The following is a 24,294-nucleotide window of genomic DNA, read 5'->3' on the forward strand; positions in this document are numbered from 1 at the left end:
TTGCGCCTGACATCTTCACACGCCGGCTCATTCCATTAAAATGAGAATGATGTAATGACCTAACAATCTGTTGCGAAAGAATTGACAGATGGAACTAACTATTAAATGATTTACACAAAAAATTTTATTCAATATATAATGTTATACAAATATTTATTTTTTAGGTTCGCACAATGTTTGATTATATTAAATTACTTGCAACAAAACTTCTCGACATTTCTTCTAGCTCGAATGATGTTACATCAAACATATCAACCCAAAACTATGAGGTTGGTGATTTAACTCCAGCTAAAAATCCAAAGAAAATAACAGCTAAAGAACCTATTAAATATAATCAGCATCCAAAAGGGTCGGAAGATGGTCTAATAGATCAAATTTTTGATTCAGAGATTATATTGTTAGCAGAAGCAGAAAATGCAATGACAGCGGATACAGCTAGTGACAATGTTAAAGAAGAAGAAAATGAGGATGATGAAAATGAGGGTGTTGAGTCCGACTCATCTACGTCTTATGGTTTATTAGGCTTGGGTGCTCTTGGGGTTGTTGGTATAGGCGCTGCTGCTGGCGGCGGAGGCGGAGGCGGAGGCGGCTCTAGTCCATCACCTTCCGATACGATTGCACCGACAGTGACCTCGATTACGGTTGCTGACTCGAGCCTGATAATTGGTGAAACGACGACTGTGACGGTAGTTTTTTCGGAGGCGATTGCTCCTGAATCGCTGGTATTGCAAGATTTTTCTGCTGAGAATGGTGTGCTAAGCGATCTGTCGGTAGCGGAAGATCGTTTGTCTGCGACCTTAACGCTAACACCGGATGCTACTATTGAAGATACTGCGAATGTTGTTAGTCTGACGGGTGCAAACTTTACTGATGCTGCGGGCAATTTGGGCACAGGTACGGGTACCTCAAATAGCTATGCTGTGGACACTGTATCACCTACGATGAATTCGGCTGTGGTGTCTTCGAACGGTTTGAGTATAGTCATTACATACAGCGAGTTAGTTGGTGGTACACTGGAGCCCGCTGACTATGCTGTGACAATCGATGGTCAAGCTTACTCTGGGACCATTGATGCTGCAGTTATTGGAACTGATTCTGACGCTAATAAGGTTACGCTAACATTGTCTTCTCCGATTCAATCTGGTAGCGTAGTGACTAACCTGATTTATACAGCTAATGCAGGTGCGGTTAACTCGGTTACTGATGTTGTCGGTAATCCAGCTGCATCTCAAACGTTGTCTTCAGTTTCTAATGGATCTAGTGCCGATACGATTGCACCGACAGTGACCTCGATTACGGTTGCTGACTCGAGCCTGATAATTGGTGAAACGACGACTGTGACGGTAGTTTTTCGGAGGCGATTGCTCCTGAATCGCTGGTATTGCAAGATTTTTCTGCTGAGAATGGTGTGCTAAGCGATCTGTCGGTAGCGGAAGATCGTTTGTCTGCGACCTTAACGCTAACACCGGATGCTACTATTGAAGATACTGCGAATGTTGTTAGTCTGACGGGTGCAAACTTTACTGATGCTGCGGGCAATTTGGGCACAGGTACGGGTACCTCAAATAGCTATGCTGTGGACACTGTATCACCTACGATGAATTCGGCTGTGGTGTCTTCGAACGGTTTGAGTATAGTCATTACATACAGCGAGTTAGTTGGTGGTACACTGGAGCCCGCTGACTATGCTGTGACAATCGATGGTCAAGCTTACTCTGGGACCATTGATGCTGCAGTTATTGGAACTGATTCTGACGCTAATAAGGTTACGCTAACATTGTCTTCTCCGATTCAATCTGGTAGCGTAGTGACTAACCTGATTTATACAGCTAATGCAGGTGCGGTTAACTCGGTTACTGATGTTGTCGGTAATCCAGCTGCATCTCAAACGTTGTCTTCAGTTTCTAATGGATCTAGTGCCGATACGATTGCACCGACAGTGACCTCGATTACGGTTGCTGACTCGAGCCTGATAATTGGTGAAACGACGACTGTGACGGTAGTTTTTTCGGAGGCGATTGCTCCTGAATCGCTGGTATTGCAAGATTTTTCTGCTGAGAATGGTGTGCTAAGCGATCTGTCGGTAGCGGAAGATCGTTTGTCTGCGACCTTAACGCTAACACCGGATGCTACTATTGAAGATACTGCGAATGTTGTTAGTCTGACGGGTGCAAACTTTACTGATGCTGCGGGCAATTTGGGCACAGGTACGGGTACCTCAAATAGCTATGCTGTGGACACTGTATCACCTACGATGAATTCGGCTGTGGTGTCTTCGAACGGTTTGAGTATAGTCATTACATACAGCGAGTTAGTTGGTGGTACACTGGAGCCCGCTGACTATGCTGTGACAATCGATGGTCAAGCTTACTCTGGGACCATTGATGCTGCAGTTATTGGAACTGATTCTGACGCTAATAAGGTTACGCTAACATTGTCTTCTCCGATTCAATCTGGTAGCGTAGTGACTAACCTGATTTATACAGCTAATGCAGGTGCGGTTAACTCGGTTACTGATGTTGTCGGTAATCCAGCTGCATCTCAAACGTTGTCTTCAGTTTCTAATGGATCTAGTGCCGATACGATTGCACCGACAGTGACCTCGATTACGGTTGCTGACTCGAGCCTGATAATTGGTGAAACGACGACTGTGACGGTAGTTTTTCGGAGGCGATTGCTCCTGAATCGCTGGTATTGCAAGATTTTTCTGCTGAGAATGGTGTGCTAAGCGATCTGTCGGTAGCGGAAGATCGTTTGTCTGCGACCTTAACGCTAACACCGGATGCTACTATTGAAGATACTGCGAATGTTGTTAGTCTGACGGGTGCAAACTTTACTGATGCTGCGGGCAATTTGGGCACAGGTACGGGTACCTCAAATAGCTATGCTGTGGACACTGTATCACCTACGATGAATTCGGCTGTGGTGTCTTCGAACGGTTTGAGTATAGTCATTACATACAGCGAGTTAGTTGGTGGTACACTGGAGCCCGCTGACTATGCTGTGACAATCGATGGTCAAGCTTACTCTGGGACCATTGATGCTGCAGTTATTGGAACTGATTCTGACGCTAATAAGGTTACGCTAACATTGTCTTCTCCGATTCAATCTGGTAGCGTAGTGACTAACCTGATTTATACAGCTAATGCAGGTGCGGTTAACTCGGTTACTGATGTTGTCGGTAATCCAGCTGCATCTCAAACGTTGTCTTCAGTTTCTAATGGATCTAGTGCCGATACGATTGCACCGACAGTGACCTCGATTACGGTTGCTGACTCGAGCCTGATAATTGGTGAAACGACGACTGTGACGGTAGTTTTTCGGAGGCGATTGCTCCTGAATCGCTGGTATTGCAAGATTTTTCTGCTGAGAATGGTGTGCTAAGCGATCTGTCGGTAGCGGAAGATCGTTTGTCTGCGACCTTAACGCTAACACCGGATGCTACTATTGAAGATACTGCGAATGTTGTTAGTCTGACGGGTGCAAACTTTACTGATGCTGCGGGCAATTTGGGCACAGGTACGGGTACCTCAAATAGCTATGCTGTGGACACTGTATCACCTACGATGAATTCGGCTGTGGTGTCTTCGAACGGTTTGAGTATAGTCATTACATACAGCGAGTTAGTTGGTGGTACACTGGAGCCCGCTGACTATGCTGTGACAATCGATGGTCAAGCTTACTCTGGGACCATTGATGCTGCAGTTATTGGAACTGATTCTGACGCTAATAAGGTTACGCTAACATTGTCTTCTCCGATTCAATCTGGTAGCGTAGTGACTAACCTGATTTATACAGCTAATGCAGGTGCGGTTAACTCGGTTACTGATGTTGTCGGTAATCCAGCTGCATCTCAAACGTTGTCTTCAGTTTCTAATGGATCTAGTGCCGATACGATTGCACCGACAGTGACCTCGATTACGGTTGCTGACTCGAGCCTGATAATTGGTGAAACGACGACTGTGACGGTAGTTTTTCGGAGGCGATTGCTCCTGAATCGCTGGTATTGCAAGATTTTTCTGCTGAGAATGGTGTGCTAAGCGATCTGTCGGTAGCGGAAGATCGTTTGTCTGCGACCTTAACGCTAACACCGGATGCTACTATTGAAGATACTGCGAATGTTGTTAGTCTGACGGGTGCAAACTTTACTGATGCTGCGGGCAATTTGGGCACAGGTACGGGTACCTCAAATAGCTATGCTGTGGACACTGTATCACCGACTGTTGCAATTACGGTTGTGGATCTCAGTAATCAAATTTCTCCAATTATAACTGGTACAGCCGAGGCTGATTCAGTTGTTACCTTAACAATTTCCGGAGCTACCTATTCCGCCATTACCTCTAACTTTGGTGTCTGGTCTGTAAATACGTCGGAGATACCACCAACTTCTGGCTCTTTAAACGTAATATTTGGTGGGAACAATACCTTAACAGCAATCTCAACTGATGCGGCCGGAAATCAAAGCAATCCCTTTAGTCAATCTTTCCATTTGGCGGCAGCGGAAACTACTTCTGTTGCTCAAGGATTGAACTTCATCATAAATGCTGATGATGCTGATAATGCAATTTTTGATGGTCCAGGATCATTAGAGATGCTAGGCAGTCCTAATTCTCAGGTGTTAAATATTTTTAATAACGGGGGGTCTATAATCGAAACAGGTTTCGGGGCGGATCAGATTAATCTCGGAGAAGATAGCGGAGAAGATAGAATTGTAATTGGAACTGAAAACGTAGATATTAACTTTTTAGTAGACAATGTAGTGCTTGGTGAAGATTCTCAGATTGCTGCAAGAGCCTATACGCAATTGAACCAAAACATTTTAGCTGGTGGAGAAGATGAAGATGTTACGATCGCAATAACTAGGATTAATTCATCTCTTGGTATTGACGACACGCAGGTGATGGCGTTTTTGGGTTCGACACCTGCGACGCTTGCGGGAGCGACTGATCAGCAGGCATTGCTTGCAACCTCGGTGGCAAACGTTACGCTGGGTGCGACGAATCAAGATGCGGTGCAGGCAACTTCAGTAGCTAATGTTACGGCTGGGGCTACTAATCAAGATGCGGTGCAGGCAACCTCAGTGGCCAATGTTACCTTGGGTGCGACTAACCAGGATGCAGTGCAGGCAACTTCGGTAGCCAATGTGACGGCCGGTGCGTCAGATAACCAAGAGGCGTCACGTGCTTCTTCAGTGGCCAACGTTACTTTGGGAGCTACTAACCAAGATGCAGTGCAGGCAACTTCGGTCGCTAATGTTACGGCTGGGGCTACTAACCAAGATGCGGTTCAGGCAACTTCGGTCGCTAATGTTACGGCTGGGGCTACTAACCAAGATGCGGTTCAGGCAACTTCGGTCGCCAATGTCACAGCTGGAGCTACTAATCAGGATGCGGTGCAGGCAACTTCGGTAGCGAATGTTGCTGCGGGTTCGGATGGCACTCAAACAGCAACTTATGTTCTTGATACTGCAGCAGGCGTTAGTGATCAGCAGAGGAGTTTTGTGTCGATCTCGGGTGTTGTTGAGGCCGGGGACGTATTTAGTATTACGATTGATGCAGTAACTTTCTCTTATACGGCGATTGCTGGCGATGGGTTAAACAACATTCGTGACGCATTAATTGACAGAATAAACAATGACAGTCCAGGAGTGGTGCCGGTAACTGCATCATCTCCAGGTGGTTTAGGGCAGATCGAGCTGCTTGCAGATGCGGATAATACGCCTTTTACTGGCAGTGCTGTGGCAACGAATAGTGCGGCGGTAGAGCAGGTTGATACGGTGACGATTAGTAACATTGAGGAGGGTGATTCATTTACGATCACCGTCAACGGCACAGCCTTTACGTATACGGCTACTGCAGGTGATGCGAATGAGGATGCGGTTCGCGATGGATTGATCGGACTGATTAATGCCAACACGTCGTTGCCTGTAACGGCGACGGCGGCAACGGGCGGTGCTGGTGTTGTGACGCTGACGGCAGACTCTCCGGGCACAGCCTTTACGGCAACGGCAACGGATAGTAACCGTGCGGCGTTAGAGCAGGTTGATACGGTGACGATTAGTAACATTGAGGAGGGTGATTCATTTACGATCACCGTCAACGGCACAGCCTTTACGTATACGGCTACGGCAGGTGATGCGAATGAGGATGCGGTTCGCGATGGATTGATCGGACTGATTAATGCCAACACGTCGTTGCCTGTAACGGCGACGGCGGCAACGGGCGGTGCTGGTGTTGTGACGCTGACGGCAGACTCTCCGGGCACAGCCTTTACGGCAACGGCAACGGATAGTAACCGTGCGGCGTTAGAGCAGGTTGATACGGTGACGATTAGTAACATTGAGGAGGGTGATTCATTTACGATCACCGTCAACGGCACAGCCTTTACGTATACGGCTACTGCAGGTGATGCGAATGAGGATGCGGTTCGCGATGGATTGATCGGACTGATTAATGCCAACACGTCGTTGCCTGTAACGGCGACGGCGGCAACGGGCGGTGCTGGTGTTGTGACGCTGACGGCAGACTCTCCGGGCACAGCCTTTACGGCAACGGCAACGGATAGTAACCGTGCGGCGTTAGAGCAGGTTGATACGGTGACGATTAGTAACATTGAGGAGGGTGATTCATTTACGATCACCGTCAACGGCACAGCCTTTACGTATACGGCTACGGCAGGTGATGCGAATGAGGATGCGGTTCGCGATGGATTGATCGGACTGATTAATGCCAACACGTCGTTGCCTGTAACGGCGACGGCGGCAACGGGCGGTGCTGGTGTTGTGACGCTGACGGCAGACTCTCCGGGCACAGCCTTTACGGCAACGGCAACGGATAGTAACCGTGCGGCGTTAGAGCAGGTTGATACGGTGACGATTAGTAACATTGAGGAGGGTGATTCATTTACGATCACCGTCAACGGCACAGCCTTTACGTATACGGCTACTGCAGGTGATGCGAATGAGGATGCGGTTCGCGATGGATTGATCGGACTGATTAATGCCAACACGTCGTTGCCTGTAACGGCGACGGCGGCAACGGGCGGTGCTGGTGTTGTGACGCTGACGGCAGACTCTCCGGGCACAGCCTTTACGGCAACGGCAACGGATAGTAACCGTGCGGCGTTAGAGCAGGTTGATACGGTGACGATTAGTAACATTGAGGAGGGTGATTCATTTACGATCACCGTCAACGGCACAGCCTTTACGTATACGGCTACTGCAGGTGATGCGAATGAGGATGCGGTTCGCGATGGATTGATCGGACTGATTAATGCCAACACGTCGTTGCCTGTAACGGCGACGGCGGCAACGGGCGGTGCTGGTGTTGTGACGCTGACGGCAGACTCTCCGGGCACAGCCTTTACGGCAACGGCAACGGATAGTAACCGTGCGGCGTTAGAGCAGGTTGATACGGTGACGATTAGTAACATTGAGGAGGGTGATTCATTTACGATCACCGTCAACGGCACAGCCTTTACGTATACGGCTACTGCAGGTGATGCGAATGAGGATGCGGTTCGCGATGGATTGATCGGACTGATTAATGCCAACACGTCGTTGCCTGTAACGGCGACGGCGGCAACGGGCGGTGCTGGTGTTGTGACGCTGACGGCAGACTCTCCGGGCACAGCCTTTACGGCAACGGCAACGGATAGTAACCGTGCGGCGTTAGAGCAGGTTGATACGGTGACGATTAGTAACATTGAGGAGGGTGATTCATTTACGATCACCGTCAACGGCACAGCCTTTACGTATACGGCTACTGCAGGTGATGCGAATGAGGATGCGGTTCGCGATGGATTGATCGGACTGATTAATGCCAACACGTCGTTGCCTGTAACGGCGACGGCGGCAACGGGCGGTGCTGGTGTTGTGACGCTGACGGCAGACTCTCCGGGCACAGCCTTTACGGCAACGGCAACGGATAGTAACCGTGCGGCGTTAGAGCAGGTTGATACGGTGACGATTAGTAACATTGAGGAGGGTGATTCATTTACGATCACCGTCAACGGCACAGCCTTTACGTATACGGCTACGGCAGGTGATGCGAATGAGGATGCGGTTCGCGATGGATTGATCGGACTGATTAATGCCAACACGTCGTTGCCTGTAACGGCGACGGCGGCAACGGGCGGTGCTGGTGTTGTGACGCTGACGGCAGACTCTCCGGGCACAGCCTTTACGGCAACGGCAACGGATAGTAACCGTGCGGCGTTAGAGCAGGTTGATACGGTGACGATTAGTAACATTGAGGAGGGTGATTCATTTACGATCACCGTCAACGGCACAGCCTTTACGTATACGGCTACGGCAGGTGATGCGAATGAGGATGCGGTTCGCGATGGATTGATCGGACTGATTAATGCCAACACGTCGTTGCCTGTAACGGCGACGGCGGCAACGGGCGGTGCTGGTGTTGTGACGCTGACGGCAGACTCTCCGGGCACAGCCTTTACGGCAACGGCAACGGATAGTAACCGTGCGGGTACGGAACAGATTGATCTGATTTCAATTGCGGGAAATGTTGAGGCAGGAGACACATACACCGCAACGATCAATGGGGTGGCTTATACCTATACAAGCTCTGCTGGCCAGACGCTAACCCAAGTACGTAACGGTTTGATTGATGTGATTAATGATCCCGTTACTGGTTCGAGCGATGTAACTGCTTCGGCATCAGGTGGGGTTGGAGGTATTACGCTAACTGCTAAACAAGTTGGTATTGTGATTACTTTATCGGTGCAGGCGCAGAATGCGCAAGATATAGCTCAATTCGACACAATTACCCTGTCTGGTACCTATGAGATCGGTGATGCGATCCAGGTAACGGTCAATGGAAATACTGTGACTTACACCGTAGTGCTGCAGGATCTGAGCGCAAATGGTGATGGCACAGGCGGCCCTGTGGCGGGTAATAGTACAACCGCGCTAAATAATATCCGCGCCAACCTAATTACAGAGATCAACAACTCAGGCACGGTCGCACCGATAGTGACTGCCGCTGCGGGTGTGACAGATCGGACAGTTACCTTAACAGCCACCGCCCCAGGAACGGCGTTTACAGCTTCTGTTACATCGGTTAATCGTGCCGCTCTTGGTATTGACGACACGCAGGTGATGGCGTTTTTGGGTTCGACACCTGCGACGCTTGCGGGAGCGACTGATCAGCAGGCATTGCTTGCAACCTCGGTGGCAAACGTTACGCTGGGTGCGACGAATCAAGATGCGGTGCAGGCAACTTCAGTAGCTAATGTTACGGCTGGGGCTACTAATCAAGATGCGGTGCAGGCAACCTCAGTGGCCAATGTTACCTTGGGTGCGACTAACCAGGATGCAGTGCAGGCAACTTCGGTAGCCAATGTGACGGCCGGTGCGTCAGATAACCAAGAGGCGTCACGTGCTTCTTCAGTGGCCAACGTTACTTTGGGAGCTACTAACCAAGATGCAGTGCAGGCAACTTCGGTCGCTAATGTTACGGCTGGGGCTACTAACCAAGATGCGGTTCAGGCAACTTCGGTCGCTAATGTTACGGCTGGGGCTACTAACCAAGATGCGGTTCAGGCAACTTCGGTCGCTAATGTTACGGCTGGGGCTACTAACCAAGATGCGGTTCAGGCAACTTCGGTCGCCAATGTCACAGCTGGAGCTACTAATCAGGATGCGGTGCAGGCAACTTCGGTAGCGAATGTTGCTGCGGGTTCGGATGGCACTCAAACAGCAACTTATGTTCTTGATACTGCAGCAGGCGTTAGTGATCAGCAGAGGAGTTTTGTGTCGATCTCGGGTGTTGTTGAGGCCGGGGACGTATTTAGTATTACGATTGATGCAGTAACTTTCTCTTATACGGCGATTGCTGGCGATGGGTTAAACAACATTCGTGACGCATTAATTGACAGAATAAACAATGACAGTCCAGGAGTGGTGCCGGTAACTGCATCATCTCCAGGTGGTTTAGGGCAGATCGAGCTGCTTGCAGATGCGGATAATACGCCTTTTACTGGCAGTGCTGTGGCAACGAATAGTGCGGCGGTAGAGCAGGTTGATACGGTGACGATTAGTAACATTGAGGAGGGTGATTCATTTACGATCACCGTCAACGGCACAGCCTTTACGTATACGGCTACTGCAGGTGATGCGAATGAGGATGCGGTTCGCGATGGATTGATCGGACTGATTAATGCCAACACGTCGTTGCCTGTAACGGCGACGGCGGCAACGGGCGGTGCTGGTGTTGTGACGCTGACGGCAGACTCTCCGGGCACAGCCTTTACGGCAACGGCAACGGATAGTAACCGTGCGGCGTTAGAGCAGGTTGATACGGTGACGATTAGTAACATTGAGGAGGGTGATTCATTTACGATCACCGTCAACGGCACAGCCTTTACGTATACGGCTACTGCAGGTGATGCGAATGAGGATGCGGTTCGCGATGGATTGATCGGACTGATTAATGCCAACACGTCGTTGCCTGTAACGGCGACGGCGGCAACGGGCGGTGCTGGTGTTGTGACGCTGACGGCAGACTCTCCGGGCACAGCCTTTACGGCAACGGCAACGGATAGTAACCGTGCGGCGTTAGAGCAGGTTGATACGGTGACGATTAGTAACATTGAGGAGGGTGATTCATTTACGATCACCGTCAACGGCACAGCCTTTACGTATACGGCTACTGCAGGTGATGCGAATGAGGATGCGGTTCGCGATGGATTGATCGGACTGATTAATGCCAACACGTCGTTGCCTGTAACGGCGACGGCGGCAACGGGCGGTGCTGGTGTTGTGACGCTGACGGCAGACTCTCCGGGCACAGCCTTTACGGCAACGGCAACGGATAGTAACCGTGCGGCGTTAGAGCAGGTTGATACGGTGACGATTAGTAACATTGAGGAGGGTGATTCATTTACGATCACCGTCAACGGCACAGCCTTTACGTATACGGCTACTGCAGGTGATGCGAATGAGGATGCGGTTCGCGATGGATTGATCGGACTGATTAATGCCAACACGTCGTTGCCTGTAACGGCGACGGCGGCAACGGGCGGTGCTGGTGTTGTGACGCTGACGGCAGACTCTCCGGGCACAGCCTTTACGGCAACGGCAACGGATAGTAACCGTGCGGCGTTAGAGCAGGTTGATACGGTGACGATTAGTAACATTGAGGAGGGTGATTCATTTACGATCACCGTCAACGGCACAGCCTTTACGTATACGGCTACTGCAGGTGATGCGAATGAGGATGCGGTTCGCGATGGATTGATCGGACTGATTAATGCCAACACGTCGTTGCCTGTAACGGCGACGGCGGCAACGGGCGGTGCTGGTGTTGTGACGCTGACGGCAGACTCTCCGGGCACAGCCTTTACGGCAACGGCAACGGATAGTAACCGTGCGGCGTTAGAGCAGGTTGATACGGTGACGATTAGTAACATTGAGGAGGGTGATTCATTTACGATCACCGTCAACGGCACAGCCTTTACGTATACGGCTACGGCAGGTGATGCGAATGAGGATGCGGTTCGCGATGGATTGATCGGACTGATTAATGCCAACACGTCGTTGCCTGTAACGGCGACGGCGGCAACGGGCGGTGCTGGTGTTGTGACGCTGACGGCAGACTCTCCGGGCACAGCCTTTACGGCAACGGCAACGGATAGTAACCGTGCGGCGTTAGAGCAGGTTGATACGGTGACGATTAGTAACATTGAGGAGGGTGATTCATTTACGATCACCGTCAACGGCACAGCCTTTACGTATACGGCTACTGCAGGTGATGCGAATGAGGATGCGGTTCGCGATGGATTGATCGGACTGATTAATGCCAACACGTCGTTGCCTGTAACGGCGACGGCGGCAACGGGCGGTGCTGGTGTTGTGACGCTGACGGCAGACTCTCCGGGCACAGCCTTTACGGCAACGGCAACGGATAGTAACCGTGCGGCGTTAGAGCAGGTTGATACGGTGACGATTAGTAACATTGAGGAGGGTGATTCATTTACGATCACCGTCAACGGCACAGCCTTTACGTATACGGCTACGGCAGGTGATGCGAATGAGGATGCGGTTCGCGATGGATTGATCGGACTGATTAATGCCAACACGTCGTTGCCTGTAACGGCGACGGCGGCAACGGGCGGTGCTGGTGTTGTGACGCTGACGGCAGACTCTCCGGGCACAGCCTTTACGGCAACGGCAACGGATAGTAACCGTGCGGCGTTAGAGCAGGTTGATACGGTGACGATTAGTAACATTGAGGAGGGTGATTCATTTACGATCACCGTCAACGGCACAGCCTTTACGTATACGGCTACTGCAGGTGATGCGAATGAGGATGCGGTTCGCGATGGATTGATCGGACTGATTAATGCCAACACGTCGTTGCCTGTAACGGCGACGGCGGCAACGGGCGGTGCTGGTGTTGTGACGCTGACGGCAGACTCTCCGGGCACAGCCTTTACGGCAACGGCAACGGATAGTAACCGTGCGGCGTTAGAGCAGGTTGATACGGTGACGATTAGTAACATTGAGGAGGGTGATTCATTTACGATCACCGTCAACGGCACAGCCTTTACGTATACGGCTACGGCAGGTGATGCGAATGAGGATGCGGTTCGCGATGGATTGATCGGACTGATTAATGCCAACACGTCGTTGCCTGTAACGGCGACGGCGGCAACGGGCGGTGCTGGTGTTGTGACGCTGACGGCAGACTCTCCGGGCACAGCCTTTACGGCAACGGCAACGGATAGTAACCGTGCGGGTACGGAACAGATTGATCTGATTTCAATTGCGGGAAATGTTGAGGCAGGAGACACATACACCGCAACGATCAATGGGGTGGCTTATACCTATACAAGCTCTGCTGGCCAGACGCTAACCCAAGTACGTAACGGTTTGATTGATGTGATTAATGATCCCGTTACTGGTTCGAGCGATGTAACTGCTTCGGCATCAGGTGGGGTTGGAGGTATTACGCTAACTGCTAAACAAGTTGGTATTGTGATTACTTTATCGGTGCAGGCGCAGAATGCGCAAGATATAGCTCAATTCGACACAATTACCCTGTCTGGTACCTATGAGATCGGTGATGCGATCCAGGTAACGGTCAATGGAAATACTGTGACTTACACCGTAGTGCTGCAGGATCTGAGCGCAAATGGTGATGGCACAGGCGGCCCTGTGGCGGGTAATAGTACAACCGCGCTAAATAATATCCGCGCCAACCTAATTACAGAGATCAACAACTCAGGCACGGTCGCACCGATAGTGACTGCCGCTGCGGGTGTGACAGATCGGACAGTTACCTTAACAGCCACCGCCCCAGGAACGGCGTTTTTGTCGGAAGTTAACACCGGGAACGTTGGATCAAGTCAACAGCAAGTTCAGGTAACAATTCTCGAGGTCCCAGATGACTCGATATCGGTTTCGATTAATGGTACTGAATTTATTTATGATGTGCTTCCTGGAGATACAGTTGAACAGATTCGAGATGCTTTAGTAAATGCAATCACACTTGGTTCTGAGCCTGTGTCAGCATCGAATGGCGTTACTGCCGACGTATTCATCATAACGGCAGATAGTTCAGGAACAACTTTTTCTATAAGTGCCAATGACTCACCGGCGCTTCTTAATCAGTATGATGTTGTAACTAATTTTCAACCATTTTTCGATACCTTATCTATTGATACTTCTTCAGTGATTAAGTTGAATGGCAATTATGGACAAGACTCTGTTGTGGATGACGTCACAACTGCCGCAAGTTCAATCGGGATGATTACGGTGAGTGGAGGGGTGCTAAGTTTCTTTGGACTTGATGACAGCACTCAGCTTTTCATCGATAGCTCCGCGAAGCTTGAAAATGCTTTGCGATACCTAGCTAATGATGGTGTTATAGCTGATAATGAGGCTGTTGTATTTAACTTTAATTTTGGAGCAGGTAATGATGCAGGGAGCTTTGTTTTTCAAGGTAATCCAGCAGGCGATATAGGGTTGATGTTGCTTGATGTGGCTACATCCACTTTAATAATGGAAGACGAACAGATCATGCTCTCGCCATTTGCGCCAGTGTAAATATTTTCTCTTGGGTTAGTTATTTAACCCAAGAGAATGCAAAAGATTACTTTCAAACCCAGATATCCTGTGCTGGTTTGCCTTGTAAGTAGAGTTGGTGGGCCTGCCAAAGACCTTTTTCGAAGTTTCGGGTGTACCGATGGGTGTCGAACAACGGCTCTTTTAGGCGATTTTGTTCCAGCTTTGTTTTGATTGTCTGTAGTTTTTCCGGATTAGTTGCTAGCTCGAGAATGAGTGCTTCGTACTCCTCTTCGGTAGTGGTGACCAACTCGGGAAGCCCGACGGCGTGTAGTAGGCTGGAGGCGACTCTGGCGGCAAACTGCTTTCCTTGCTTAGTAACAATCGGCAGCCCTGCCCATAAAGCATCACTAGCCGTAGTGTGAGCGTTGTAGTTAAACGTATCAATGAAAAGATCCGCATGTTTTAGTCTAGCGAGATGTTCTTTTATATCGGGTATTTTCTCAGCAAATATAAGTCGGGATGGGCTGATGCTTCTTAATTCAGCTTCCTTACGTAGGTTTGTTTCTGCACTTTCGTTCGATTTTGAAAGCCACAGAACACTGTTTGGTACTTTTTGAAGCAGGCGCATCCATATATCAAATTCGTGCGGACTAATTTTGTAGCTGTTGTTAAAACAACAGAAGACGAAATGCGTTTCAGGAAGCCCAAAATCTAAGCGTTTAGTAGAAGTAGATCCAATAGCACGCTCATTATCACTGGGTATATAGCTGTGTGGAAGATAAATAACCTTTTCGTGATAGTTCTTTCGCTGTTCTGTTGGAATGAGAATTGGATCGGCAATAATGTAATCCATAAAATCAGCGCCCATTGAGCTAGGGTATCCCAGATAATTTATTTGAATTGGCGCAAGCCGGTACTGGAATATCTCGGATCGGTTTTTGCTTGTATATCCCATTAGATCAATCGCAATATCTAACTGATCTGCTCTGGCATGCTCTACAACTTCCATATCTGAGATTTTAGAAACATCAAAAAATTATCTGAAAACGCTTGAGCTTTTTGTTGCATTTCATCAACTTTACTGACGAAGCTATAAGAGAAAATTTCGACAGATTTTTTGTTGTGTACCCTTAAAAACCCTGCAAAACTTCCATCACTGCATGATTATTAAAGTCAGCGCTGAATAACCCAACTCTCAGATAATCTTTCTTCACTCTTGAAGACGGTTGAATAGGTAGGGGTTCCGCCTTAAGCTTTTCCTTCACCCAGTTCCTGGATCTTAGCAGCTGCCTCTCCATATCATCCTCAATCGACAGCATTAGAAAAGGTAATATTGGTGCATCTTTGTTCTGGTTGCTTCGGTACTGTTCCAGCAGTTCGCAGCAAGAGCTCCAATTGGATCTCTTCATTTCTAAGAAAAGAAGATAGCTTAGGGTAAAAGGATTATACGGTCGGATCTTAAAAGCTTGCTGGTAGAATGAAACTGCACTGTCAATGTTTCCGACTTGATGAAGAATGACCCCAATATTGAATAAAGAGTCATGATGATTCTCGTCAAGCTCTAGCGCCTTTTTATAAGTTAATAATGCGTTGAAGTCGCGACCTGCTAAGGAAAAAAGACGCCCTAGGTTGAAATACGCATCAATATAATTGGGTTTAAGATCTATGGCTTTTTCATAAAGGCTCTGAGCTTCTTCAAAACTTCTCTTGTCGGTAAGAATAATACCGAGATTATTGTATGCTTCCGGGAGTTCTGGGTTTAGTTCAATAGATTTTTGAAATGCTTTTTCCGCTTCATCTAAGTTACCGATAGCTTGATTCCCTGCACCAAAAATATTCCAGAGTAGCGGCGAGTCTTGAAAGTCCTTAAGCAGGTTTCTCGATTCTAGAATAACCTGCTCATAGCGTCTGTTTCCGAATAGCGTAATGAGATCATCCAATATCTCTTTAGGTGGATTGCGCTCCGCTTTTGTTGCCGTGCTCGAATGGGTAATTTGTATTTTCTTCTGCGTATTATTTGAACCCACTTCAGAGGCTTGAAAAACTTCAGAAATACTAGAGTCTTCAACCCAGATATCCTGTGCTGGTTTGCCTTGTAAGTAGAGTTGGTGGGCCTGCCAAAGACCTTTTTCGAAGTTTCGGGTGTACCGATGGGTGTCGAACAACGGCTCTTTTAGGCGATTTTGTTCCAGCTTTGTTTTGATTGTCTGTAGTTTTTCCGGATTAGTTGCTAGCTCGAGAATGAGTGCTTCGTACTCCTCTTCGGTAGTGGTGACCAACTCGGGAAGCCCGACGGCGTGTAGTAGGCTGGAGGCGACTCTGGCGGCAAACTGCTTTCCTTGCTTAGTAACAATCGGCAGCCCTGCCCATAAAGCATCACTAGCCGTAGTGTGAGCGTTGTAGTTAAACGTATCAATGAAAAGATCCGCATGTTTTAGTCTAGCGAGATGTTCTTTTATATCGGGTATTTTCTCAGCAAATATAAGTCGGGATGGGCTGATGCTTCTTAATTCAGCTTCCTTACGTAGGTTTGTTTCTGCACTTTCGTTCGATTTTGAAAGCCACAGAACACTGTTTGGTACTTTTTGAAGCAGGCGCATCCATATATCAAATTCGTGCGGACTAATTTTGTAGCTGTTGTTAAAACAACAGAAGACGAAATGCGTTTCAGGAAGCCCAAAATCTAAGCGTTTAGTAGAAGTAGATCCAATAGCACGCTCATTATCACTGGGTATATAGCTGTGTGGAAGATAAATAACCTTTTCGTGATAGTTCTTTCGCTGTTCTGTTGGAATGAGAATTGGATCGGCAATAATGTAATCCATAAAATCAGCGCCCATTGAGCTAGGGTATCCCAGATAATTTATTTGAATTGGCGCAAGCCGGTACTGGAATATCTCGGATCGGTTTTTGCTTGTATATCCCATTAGATCAATCGCAATATCTAACTGATCTGCTCTGGCATGCTCTACAACTTCCATATCTGAGATTTTAGAAACATCAAAAAAATTATCTGAAAACGCTTGAGCTTTTTGTTGCATTTCATCAACTTTACTGACGAAGCTATAAGAGAAAATTTCGACAGATTTTTTGTTGTGTACCCTTAAAAAACCCTGCAAAACTTCCATCACTGCATGATTATTAAAGTCAGCGCTGAATAACCCAACTCTCAGATAATCTTTCTTCACTCTTGAAGACGGTTGAATAGGTAGGGGTTCCGCCTTAAGCTTTTCCTTCACCCAGTTCCTGGATCTTAGCAGCTGCCTCTCCATATCATCCTCAACCGACAGCATTAGAAAAGGTGATATTGCACTCGTCTTTATGCCCAGGAACCTTTCCTCGACAGAGAATTGCTGTAGTGTTGACCAATCACAAGTCTGCCCACAAACATGGAGGAGCATTGCTTTCGCAGGAGAAAAAGTGGGGTTACAGCTAACTGATCGACTATAGTGCTTAATAGCCTTTGATAGGTTTCCCGTGTCTTTATATATATTTGCTAGATTGCTATACGTTTTGTAATTGTCTGGATAGAGTTCAATCTCTTTCTCATAGGCTTGTATTGCCTCAGACGATCTACCAAGTTCCTCTAGGGAATTACCAAGACTAAGATACACATCTACTTTTTCCCATCCAATGTCAATTAATTTTTTATATACAGCTCGCGCCTTCTCAAAGCCACGATTATCGTAGTATAAATGCCCAATTTTCTCAAGTGCTTCAGCGCAATTAGGATCAATTTTGAGAGCATTTTCGTAAGAGCTCATCGATTCGACATATCTGCCCAAAGTACGAAAAACATTACCTATATTGATATACTGAACAACAGAGTCTGGCTTGAGCTCAATAGCTTTTTCGTAGGTTTTGATTGCCTTTTCGTATTTGCCTTGATCAAAGTAGGCATTTCCTAAGTTGTTGTAGGAATCATAGTCGTTCGGTTTTTTACGGATGGCCTGTTTGAAAGCTTCTTCCGCTTCCGGATATTGGTGCTTTGTTTTAAGAATAATGCCGAGATTATTGTATGCTTCCGGGAGTTCTGGGTTTAGTTCAATAGATTTTTGAAATGCTTTTTCCGCTTCATCTAAGTTACCGATAGCTTGATTCCCTGCACCAAAAATATTCCAGAGTAGCGGCGAGTCTTGAAAGTCCTTAAGCAGGTTTCTCGATTCTAGAATAACCTGCTCATAGCGTCTGTTTCCGAATAGCGTAATGAGATCATCCAATATCTCTTTAGGTGGATTGCGCTCCGCTTTTGTTGCCGTGCTCGAATGGGTAATTTGTATTTTCTTCTGCGTATTATTTGAACCCACTTCAGAGGCTTGAAAAACTTCAGAAATACTAGAGTCTTCAACCCAGATATCCTGTGCTGGTTTGCCTTGTAAGTAGAGTTGGTGGGCCTGCCAAAGACCTTTTTCGAAGTTTCGGGTGTACTGATGGGTGTCGAACAACGGCTCTTTTAGGCGATTTTGTTCCAGCTTTGTTTTGATTGTCTGTAGTTTTTCCGGATTAGTTGCTAGCTCGAGAATGAGTGCTTCGTACTCCTCTTCGGTAGTGGTGACCAACTCGGGAAGCCCGACGGCGTGTAGTAGGCTGGAGGCGACTCTGGCGGCAAACTGCTTTCCTTGCTTAGTAACAATCGGCAGCCCTGCCCATAAAGCATCACTAGCCGTAGTGTGAGCGTTGTAGTTAAACGTGTCTAGGAATAGGTCGGCGTATTTGTGTCTTGCTAGATGTTCGTCGTGTGGCACTCTTTCGGCAAAGATGATTCTAGCCGGATTAACGCCGTGATTTTTAGCTTCATTTCGTAAATTACTTTCCGCCCACTTGTTAGACTTTAATAGCCATAAGACACCGTTAGGTATTTTTCGCAAAATGCGCATCCATATATCAAATTCTGATGGGCTAATTTTGTAGTTATTGTTAAAGCAGCAAAAAATGAAACTATTTTCAGGAAGACATAAAGTTTCACGACTTGGGAGAAGCTGTGCAATAGCCCTTGTATTATCATTAGGCTGGTAGGTGTGTGGTAAGTAAATAACTTTTTCAGTGTAAAATTTCCGTTGTTCAGCAGGAATTACAATTGGATCGGCAATAATGTAGTCGATAAATTCAGCGCCCATTGTACCAGGGTAGCCTAGATAGTTGATCTGAATTGGCGCAAGTCGATATTGAAATATCTCTGTTCTTGTAAATTGTGTATAGCCTTTTAGGTCAATTGCAATTGATAATTCAAGCTCAGATGCAATCCTTGCAATACCGATGTCTGATGTAGTTGAACAATCAAAAAATTTTGTCACAATTCTTTGAAGCTCTTCACGAACTGTAAGATTTTTAAATTGCCCATAGCTGAAAAGGTAGAGCTCGATACTTAAACTTGAGTAAGATCTAAATAATCCAGAAATTAAATATAAAGTTGCATGATCGTGAATATCAGCGCTAAATATTCCTACTCTTAGTTTATTATTTGCAGAGAGTGTTAAATTGAGTGTATTGTATTTTTTATTGTATCTCCTTTTAGCCCAAAGCTCTGATCTAATGCGCTGATTGTTTGGATTATCCTCGAGGGCTAGCGCTGAAAATGGTGAAGCCGCTTTTTCGATATTATTTGAAATTTTTAAATCAACTCTATTATTGACAGCTTTGCTCCACTTACAGATGTATCTTTTAAAAAAATATAGTTGAATTTTTGCATATTCAAAATCTTTGTTTATTTTTAGTGCCTTAGAAAAACACTCGATTGCAAGCTGAAAGTCCCCCTTTTTCTGTAGAAAGTCACCCTTCTTGCAAACTGCATTTTCATTCAAAAGATCAAGTGAAATGGCTTTTTCATAACATTTTATTGCATCAGAGTCTTGTCCTGATTTGCTGTAAACTCCGGCTAAATTTACATATGACTGGGAGTTATTAGGCTCATTTTGAAGTAACTGCTTATATATTTCGATTGATTTTTTTATGTAACCTAGATCCGAAAATAAAATTGCTAAATTAATTAGTGAGCTATTATGTTTTGGCTCAAGTTTTAATGCCTTTTTATAAGCTTTTATGGCACCAAAAAACTTTCCAGTGTCGTGCAAAAGATTCCCAAGATTAAATATTGCATCAACATAAGATGGTTTAATTTTTATCGCTCGTTTATATGCATCAAGGGCATTTAAGAAGTCCCCTAGTTTTTGCTTACATAAACCAATATTATTATGTATTTCTGGTATATCTGGCGCTAGCCTAAGTGCTTGCTGAAACACTTCTTGTGCCTCATTTACTTTATTAGATGATAAAAGTGCTGCTCCGTAGATATTCAAAAGCCCTAATGATTTTGGATGGTTTTTTACTAGATCGGCTGCTTTATCAGTAACCTCTCGAAATTTTAGTAGACGATATAAATTTACCAGATCAATTAAAGCCTCCTCAATTGAAGTATGCACTGATAGTGAACGTTTTGATTTTTCGGAAACTTTTTGTTTGGATATGGATTGTAGACTTTTCTTTCTCATCATGTATTCAAACTTAAATATTATAACCAAGATTCATAATCTTGATTGATATTAAAAAATTGTAATCCCCCAACTATTATTCTCAACTAAAACTAGGGCTTAAACTAGGCTCAATTAAGCGTCTTGGAGGTGCGCCGCCAATATCTGGTGAGGTTGCTAATTATTTTAAGTCCAAAGCCGTTTGGTGGCTAGTTCTTGAGTGGACCTAGTCAATTAAATGAATAGGCATCCCCTCGATTTAATTATAATACTCTGCCTCATAATCGACCGGGCTAAGCCAGCCGTTTGTTGAGTTTCTGCGTACACGACTATAATAACACTCAATATACTCAAATATATGCTGTTGCGCCTCTTGCTTGGTTAAAAAACGTACACCATAAAATGGCTTGCTTCTTCAATGTTGCAAATAAGCTTTCCGCCACGGCGTTATCCCAACAATTAACGCGACGACTCATGATTTGTGTGAGTTTGTATTGCGTGATAAGTGCGCGGTAATCTTTCGACGCATATTGCGACCCTTGATCGGAATGCACCATCACACCTTCTGGTTTGCCGCGTGTGATTATTGCATTATGCAAAGCATCGCATACTACTTTGCGGTCAATGCGCGTACTCATCTGCCAGCCAACCGCCTGACGGCTGTACAGATCCAGAAGTACCACTTGTAATGGTCTACTGAATTCTGGGAAGTCCAGTGTTATTAGGGACAGGTCGATGTGGTTCAGGTTTTTGTATTTAAATATTTCACATTAAAAATATAGTAAAAATAATAAAATTATTGTAATATTTTACAACTAAAATCAATATGTTAACTAGATTAATTGTTTGACTGGATGATTCATTATGAAAATACAAGTTGGTTCACCATGGAAATTGAAGAAAGTTTGCCTATCCACTTGTTTTTTTATAGTTGTCAATAGAGTCACAGGTAGAGTGTATCAATATCAGGTTCCCAATATGGAAGCTGTAGAATTGTCTGAAAACTCTATTTACGTACACACAAGTACTAATAAGTTGCTGTTGATTGACTTGGTTACAACTAATAGAAGGTTTATTGATCAAGAGCTATTTAAACGAAGTTTTAAAGTCACAGAACTAGAAAATTTCTTGAGCCTTGATAGGATCCCCCCGCATAAAAGTAGCATTTAGAAGTAGAATTTTCTTAATTAGATTTAAAGGAATTTTTACATGAAGCTATCAAGATTTACCGAGAGTCAGATCATCAACATATTGAAACAGGCATAATCCGGTTCGCCAGTACCTGATTTGTGCCGTGAGCATGGAATGAGCTCCGCCACATTTTATAAATGGCGTGCTAAATACGGTGGCATGGATGCGTCCATGGTGTCTCGCATGAAAGAGCTCGAAGATGAGAATCGACGCCTTAAAAAAATGTATGCCGAAGTTCAGCTTCAAGCAGACGTACTCAAAGAGTTGATGCAAAAAAAGTGGTGAAGCCATCTCAGCGTCGAGAGATGGCACGCTGGGTGGTTGAGCATAAAAGTCTGAGTATTCGATTGGCCTGCAATACCTTTGCCCTAAGTGAAGGCTGCTACCGCTATAGCGCTATGCTATCCACAGAGAATGATGACATTGCAGATTGGTTACTACGATTGACGCAGCACCAGCGTAACTGGGGCTTTGGTTTATGTTTTCTATACTTGCGCAATGTGAAAGGCTTTGGCTGGAATCATAAGCGTGTATATCGCATCTATCGTCTTTTAGAGCTTAATCTGCGTATTAAGCCGCGTAAGCGGCTAGTTAGAGAGAAGCCCTTGGCACTGACTGTACCTGGGCGCATCAATGAGGTGTGGTCAATGGATTTTATGCATGATCAGCTATCGGATGGGCGTAGTATTCGGCTATTTAACGTAATTGATGATTTCAACCGCGAGGGGCTTAACATTGAAGTTGATTTTTCATTACCCTCAGCGCGTGTGGTGCGCTCGCTAGATCAGATTATTGAATGGCGTGGCAGACCAAATATCATCCGTTGTGATAATGGCCCTGAGTATATCAGTGCAACGCTAACAGAATGGGCGGCAAGGCGAGGGATTAGGATTGATTATATTCAGCCAGGTAGCCCACAGCAAAATGCCTATATAGAACGTTACAATCGTACAGTCCGTTATGATTGGTTGGCACATATGTTGTTTGATACGATTAAAGAAGTGCAGGCGTTTGCTACACATTGGCTTTGGACATACAATCATGAAAGGCCAAACATGGGCATCGGTGGCATGACTCCAATGCAGAAATTACAACGTGTTGCCTAAGCTCTACTTTTATTCGTTACTTTTTGCTGGGGGGATTACCCCTGCAGATCTGGTTCCGATTCGCGGGCTTTGGGTGGCTTGGAAAAAGCTTGCTTCCATTTATAGAGGCTCTTGGTGCTGACGCCCAGCCTATTGGAAACTTCAGCTATGTCATAGCTGTGTTTGATAATTTGATTGACTGCTTCTTGTTTAAATTCGTCTGTGTAACGAATGCCTTTTGCCATGATTCTTCCTTTTTATGTCTAGAGTAATTTGTAACATAAAAAGTGTATAATATTTTCAGGCCTTACCACATCAAGCTCACAGTGTCAACTCCCCATAAACTGAGACACAACTAATTAGAGTATTCTGAGAAGATATCAATAACTCAGGAGACTATAGATGAAGAAAGCAAGATTTACGGAAATACAGATTGTATCGATATTAAAAGAAGTTGATGTTGGATTTAAGGTAGAAGACATATGCCGCAAGCATGGTATTAGTAACGCCACTTATTACAACTGGAAAAGCAAATACGGTGGTATGGAGGCTTCTGATGTTAAGAAGCTACGTGAGCTGCAAGAAGAAAACGACAAGCTCAAGAGGATGTTTGCTGATCTGAGTTTAGAAAATGCAGCGTTAAAAGGCTTAATCGAAAAAAAGGGTTGGTGACAGACGCAAAACGCGATGCAGTGGTTGATCTAGTGCAATTTGGACTATCAATTGCCAAGGCCTGTGCCACTTTACGCTTGAGTCGTGCGAGTTATTACCGAGCACCACGCAACTGGCGTATAGCAGATGCGGCTGTCATTGATGCGCTTAATCAACAATTAAAGAAGTCGCCACGTGCGGGGTTCTGGAAATGCTATCAGCGTATACGTCGTGCTGGATATATATTCAACCACAAGCGTGTTTACCGTGTTTATTGCCAGATGGGCTTGAATTTGGGCAGACGTACTAAACGAGTATTGCCAAAGCGGATTGCACAACCGCTTGAGGTAAGTTTGTATCCGAATCATCAATGGGCTTTAGATTTTATGCATGACACACTGTATTGTGGAAAACGGTTTCGCACACTGAATATTATTGACGAAGGCACACGTGAATGTTTAGCGATAGAGGTTGATACGAGTCTGCCTGCTGCAAGAGTGATTCGCGTGCTGGAGCAATTAAAACACGAGCGCGGATTACCGCAACAAATCCGCGTTGATAATGGTCCTGAATTAATTGCTGCTGAGTTTCACGATTGGTGTGAGAGCCATGGTATTGATGTAGTTTATATCCAACCAGGCAAGCCGCAACAAAATGGTTTCGTGGAAAGATTTAACGGTTCATTCCGCCGCGAGTTCCTAAATGTGTATTTATTTGAAACGCTATCGCAGGTACGAGAGATGGCGTGGGTGTGGCGGCTTGATTATAACGAAGAGCGACCACATGAAAGTTTGGGCGATTTACCGCCAGCGGTGTATCGCGCAAAAATGGAAAACTCTAATTTAAACCTGTCTCACTAATGGGGAAGTTG

At 46.1% G+C, this 24,294-nt stretch carries 10 protein-coding genes and 2 pseudogenes; 7 read left to right on the plus strand and 5 right to left on the minus strand.

Going from position 1 to position 24,294, the window contains the following annotated elements; translation table 11 throughout:
- The first annotated feature begins 173 nt into the window (after window positions 1-173).
- From KFB94_07350 to KFB94_07370, 5 genes are read left to right on the plus strand one after another with little or no spacing between them, the layout of a single operon-like run.
- Window positions 174-1,415, plus strand: coding sequence for an Ig-like domain-containing protein (locus KFB94_07350; GenBank protein ID QVL45093.1), 1,242 nt, complete (start codon window positions 174-176; stop codon window positions 1,413-1,415).
- A complete protein-coding gene (locus tag KFB94_07355) occupies window positions 1,382-2,728 on the plus strand; it encodes an Ig-like domain-containing protein (GenBank protein QVL45094.1) in 1,347 nt (448 codons plus the stop codon). The genes KFB94_07350 and KFB94_07355 overlap by 34 nt, the downstream gene beginning before the upstream one ends.
- Window positions 2,695-3,384, plus strand: coding sequence for a hypothetical protein (locus KFB94_07360; protein QVL45095.1), 690 nt, complete (start codon window positions 2,695-2,697; stop codon window positions 3,382-3,384). Before KFB94_07355 ends, KFB94_07360 begins: the two co-directional genes overlap by 34 nt.
- Window positions 3,351-4,040 (plus strand): hypothetical protein, encoded by a 690-nt coding sequence (locus tag KFB94_07365; protein ID QVL45096.1) that lies wholly within the window; start codon window positions 3,351-3,353, stop codon window positions 4,038-4,040. Before KFB94_07360 ends, KFB94_07365 begins: the two co-directional genes overlap by 34 nt.
- On the plus strand, window positions 4,007-14,068 hold the full coding sequence (locus KFB94_07370; GenBank protein ID QVL45097.1) for a hypothetical protein: 10,062 nt from the start codon (window positions 4,007-4,009) through the stop codon (window positions 14,066-14,068). Before KFB94_07365 ends, KFB94_07370 begins: the two co-directional genes overlap by 34 nt.
- 52 nt (window positions 14,069-14,120) lie before the next feature.
- Here KFB94_07370 and KFB94_07375 read toward each other — a convergent pair whose 3' ends face one another.
- The 4 genes and pseudogenes from KFB94_07375 to KFB94_07390 all read right to left on the minus strand — a co-directional run bounded on the left by KFB94_07375 (window position 14,121) and on the right by KFB94_07390 (window position 21,179).
- On the minus strand, window positions 14,121-15,038 hold the full coding sequence (locus KFB94_07375; protein ID QVL45098.1) for a hypothetical protein: 918 nt from the start codon (window positions 15,036-15,038) through the stop codon (window positions 14,121-14,123).
- Between the two features lie 121 nt (window positions 15,039-15,159).
- Entirely contained in the window at window positions 15,160-20,520 is a 5,361-nt protein-coding gene (locus KFB94_07380) for a tetratricopeptide repeat protein (protein QVL45099.1), read from the minus strand.
- A gap of 235 nt (window positions 20,521-20,755) precedes the next feature.
- Window positions 20,756-20,899 (minus strand): annotated as a pseudogene (locus tag KFB94_07385) (IS3 family transposase).
- Window positions 20,847-21,179, minus strand: coding sequence for a DDE-type integrase/transposase/recombinase (locus KFB94_07390; GenBank protein ID QVL45100.1), 333 nt, complete (start codon window positions 21,177-21,179; stop codon window positions 20,847-20,849). The pseudogene KFB94_07385 and the gene KFB94_07390 overlap by 53 nt, the downstream one beginning before the upstream one ends.
- A 526-nt stretch (window positions 21,180-21,705) precedes the next feature.
- Between KFB94_07390 and KFB94_07395 the strand changes: the two are divergent.
- Window positions 21,706-22,793: pseudogene (locus KFB94_07395) on the plus strand (IS3 family transposase).
- 35 nt (window positions 22,794-22,828) lie between these two features.
- Here the strand turns inward: KFB94_07395 and KFB94_07400 are convergent.
- Window positions 22,829-23,017 carry a transposase gene (locus KFB94_07400; protein QVL45101.1) on the minus strand — a complete coding sequence of 63 codons (189 nt, stop codon included), beginning with the start codon at window positions 23,015-23,017 and terminating at the stop codon, window positions 22,829-22,831.
- A gap of 157 nt (window positions 23,018-23,174) precedes the next feature.
- Here KFB94_07400 and KFB94_07405 point away from each other — a divergent pair.
- Window positions 23,175-24,283 (plus strand): IS3 family transposase gene (locus KFB94_07405; protein QVL45102.1). Its coding sequence is split into 2 segments (ribosomal slippage): window positions 23,175-23,427 and window positions 23,427-24,283, totalling 1,110 coding nucleotides; the frame shifts between segments, so codons are not numbered across the junction.
- Window positions 24,284-24,294: the final 11 nt, after the last annotated feature.

Source organism: Methylophilaceae bacterium (genome assembly GCA_018398995.1).
Taxonomy (GTDB): domain Bacteria; phylum Pseudomonadota; class Gammaproteobacteria; order Burkholderiales; family Methylophilaceae.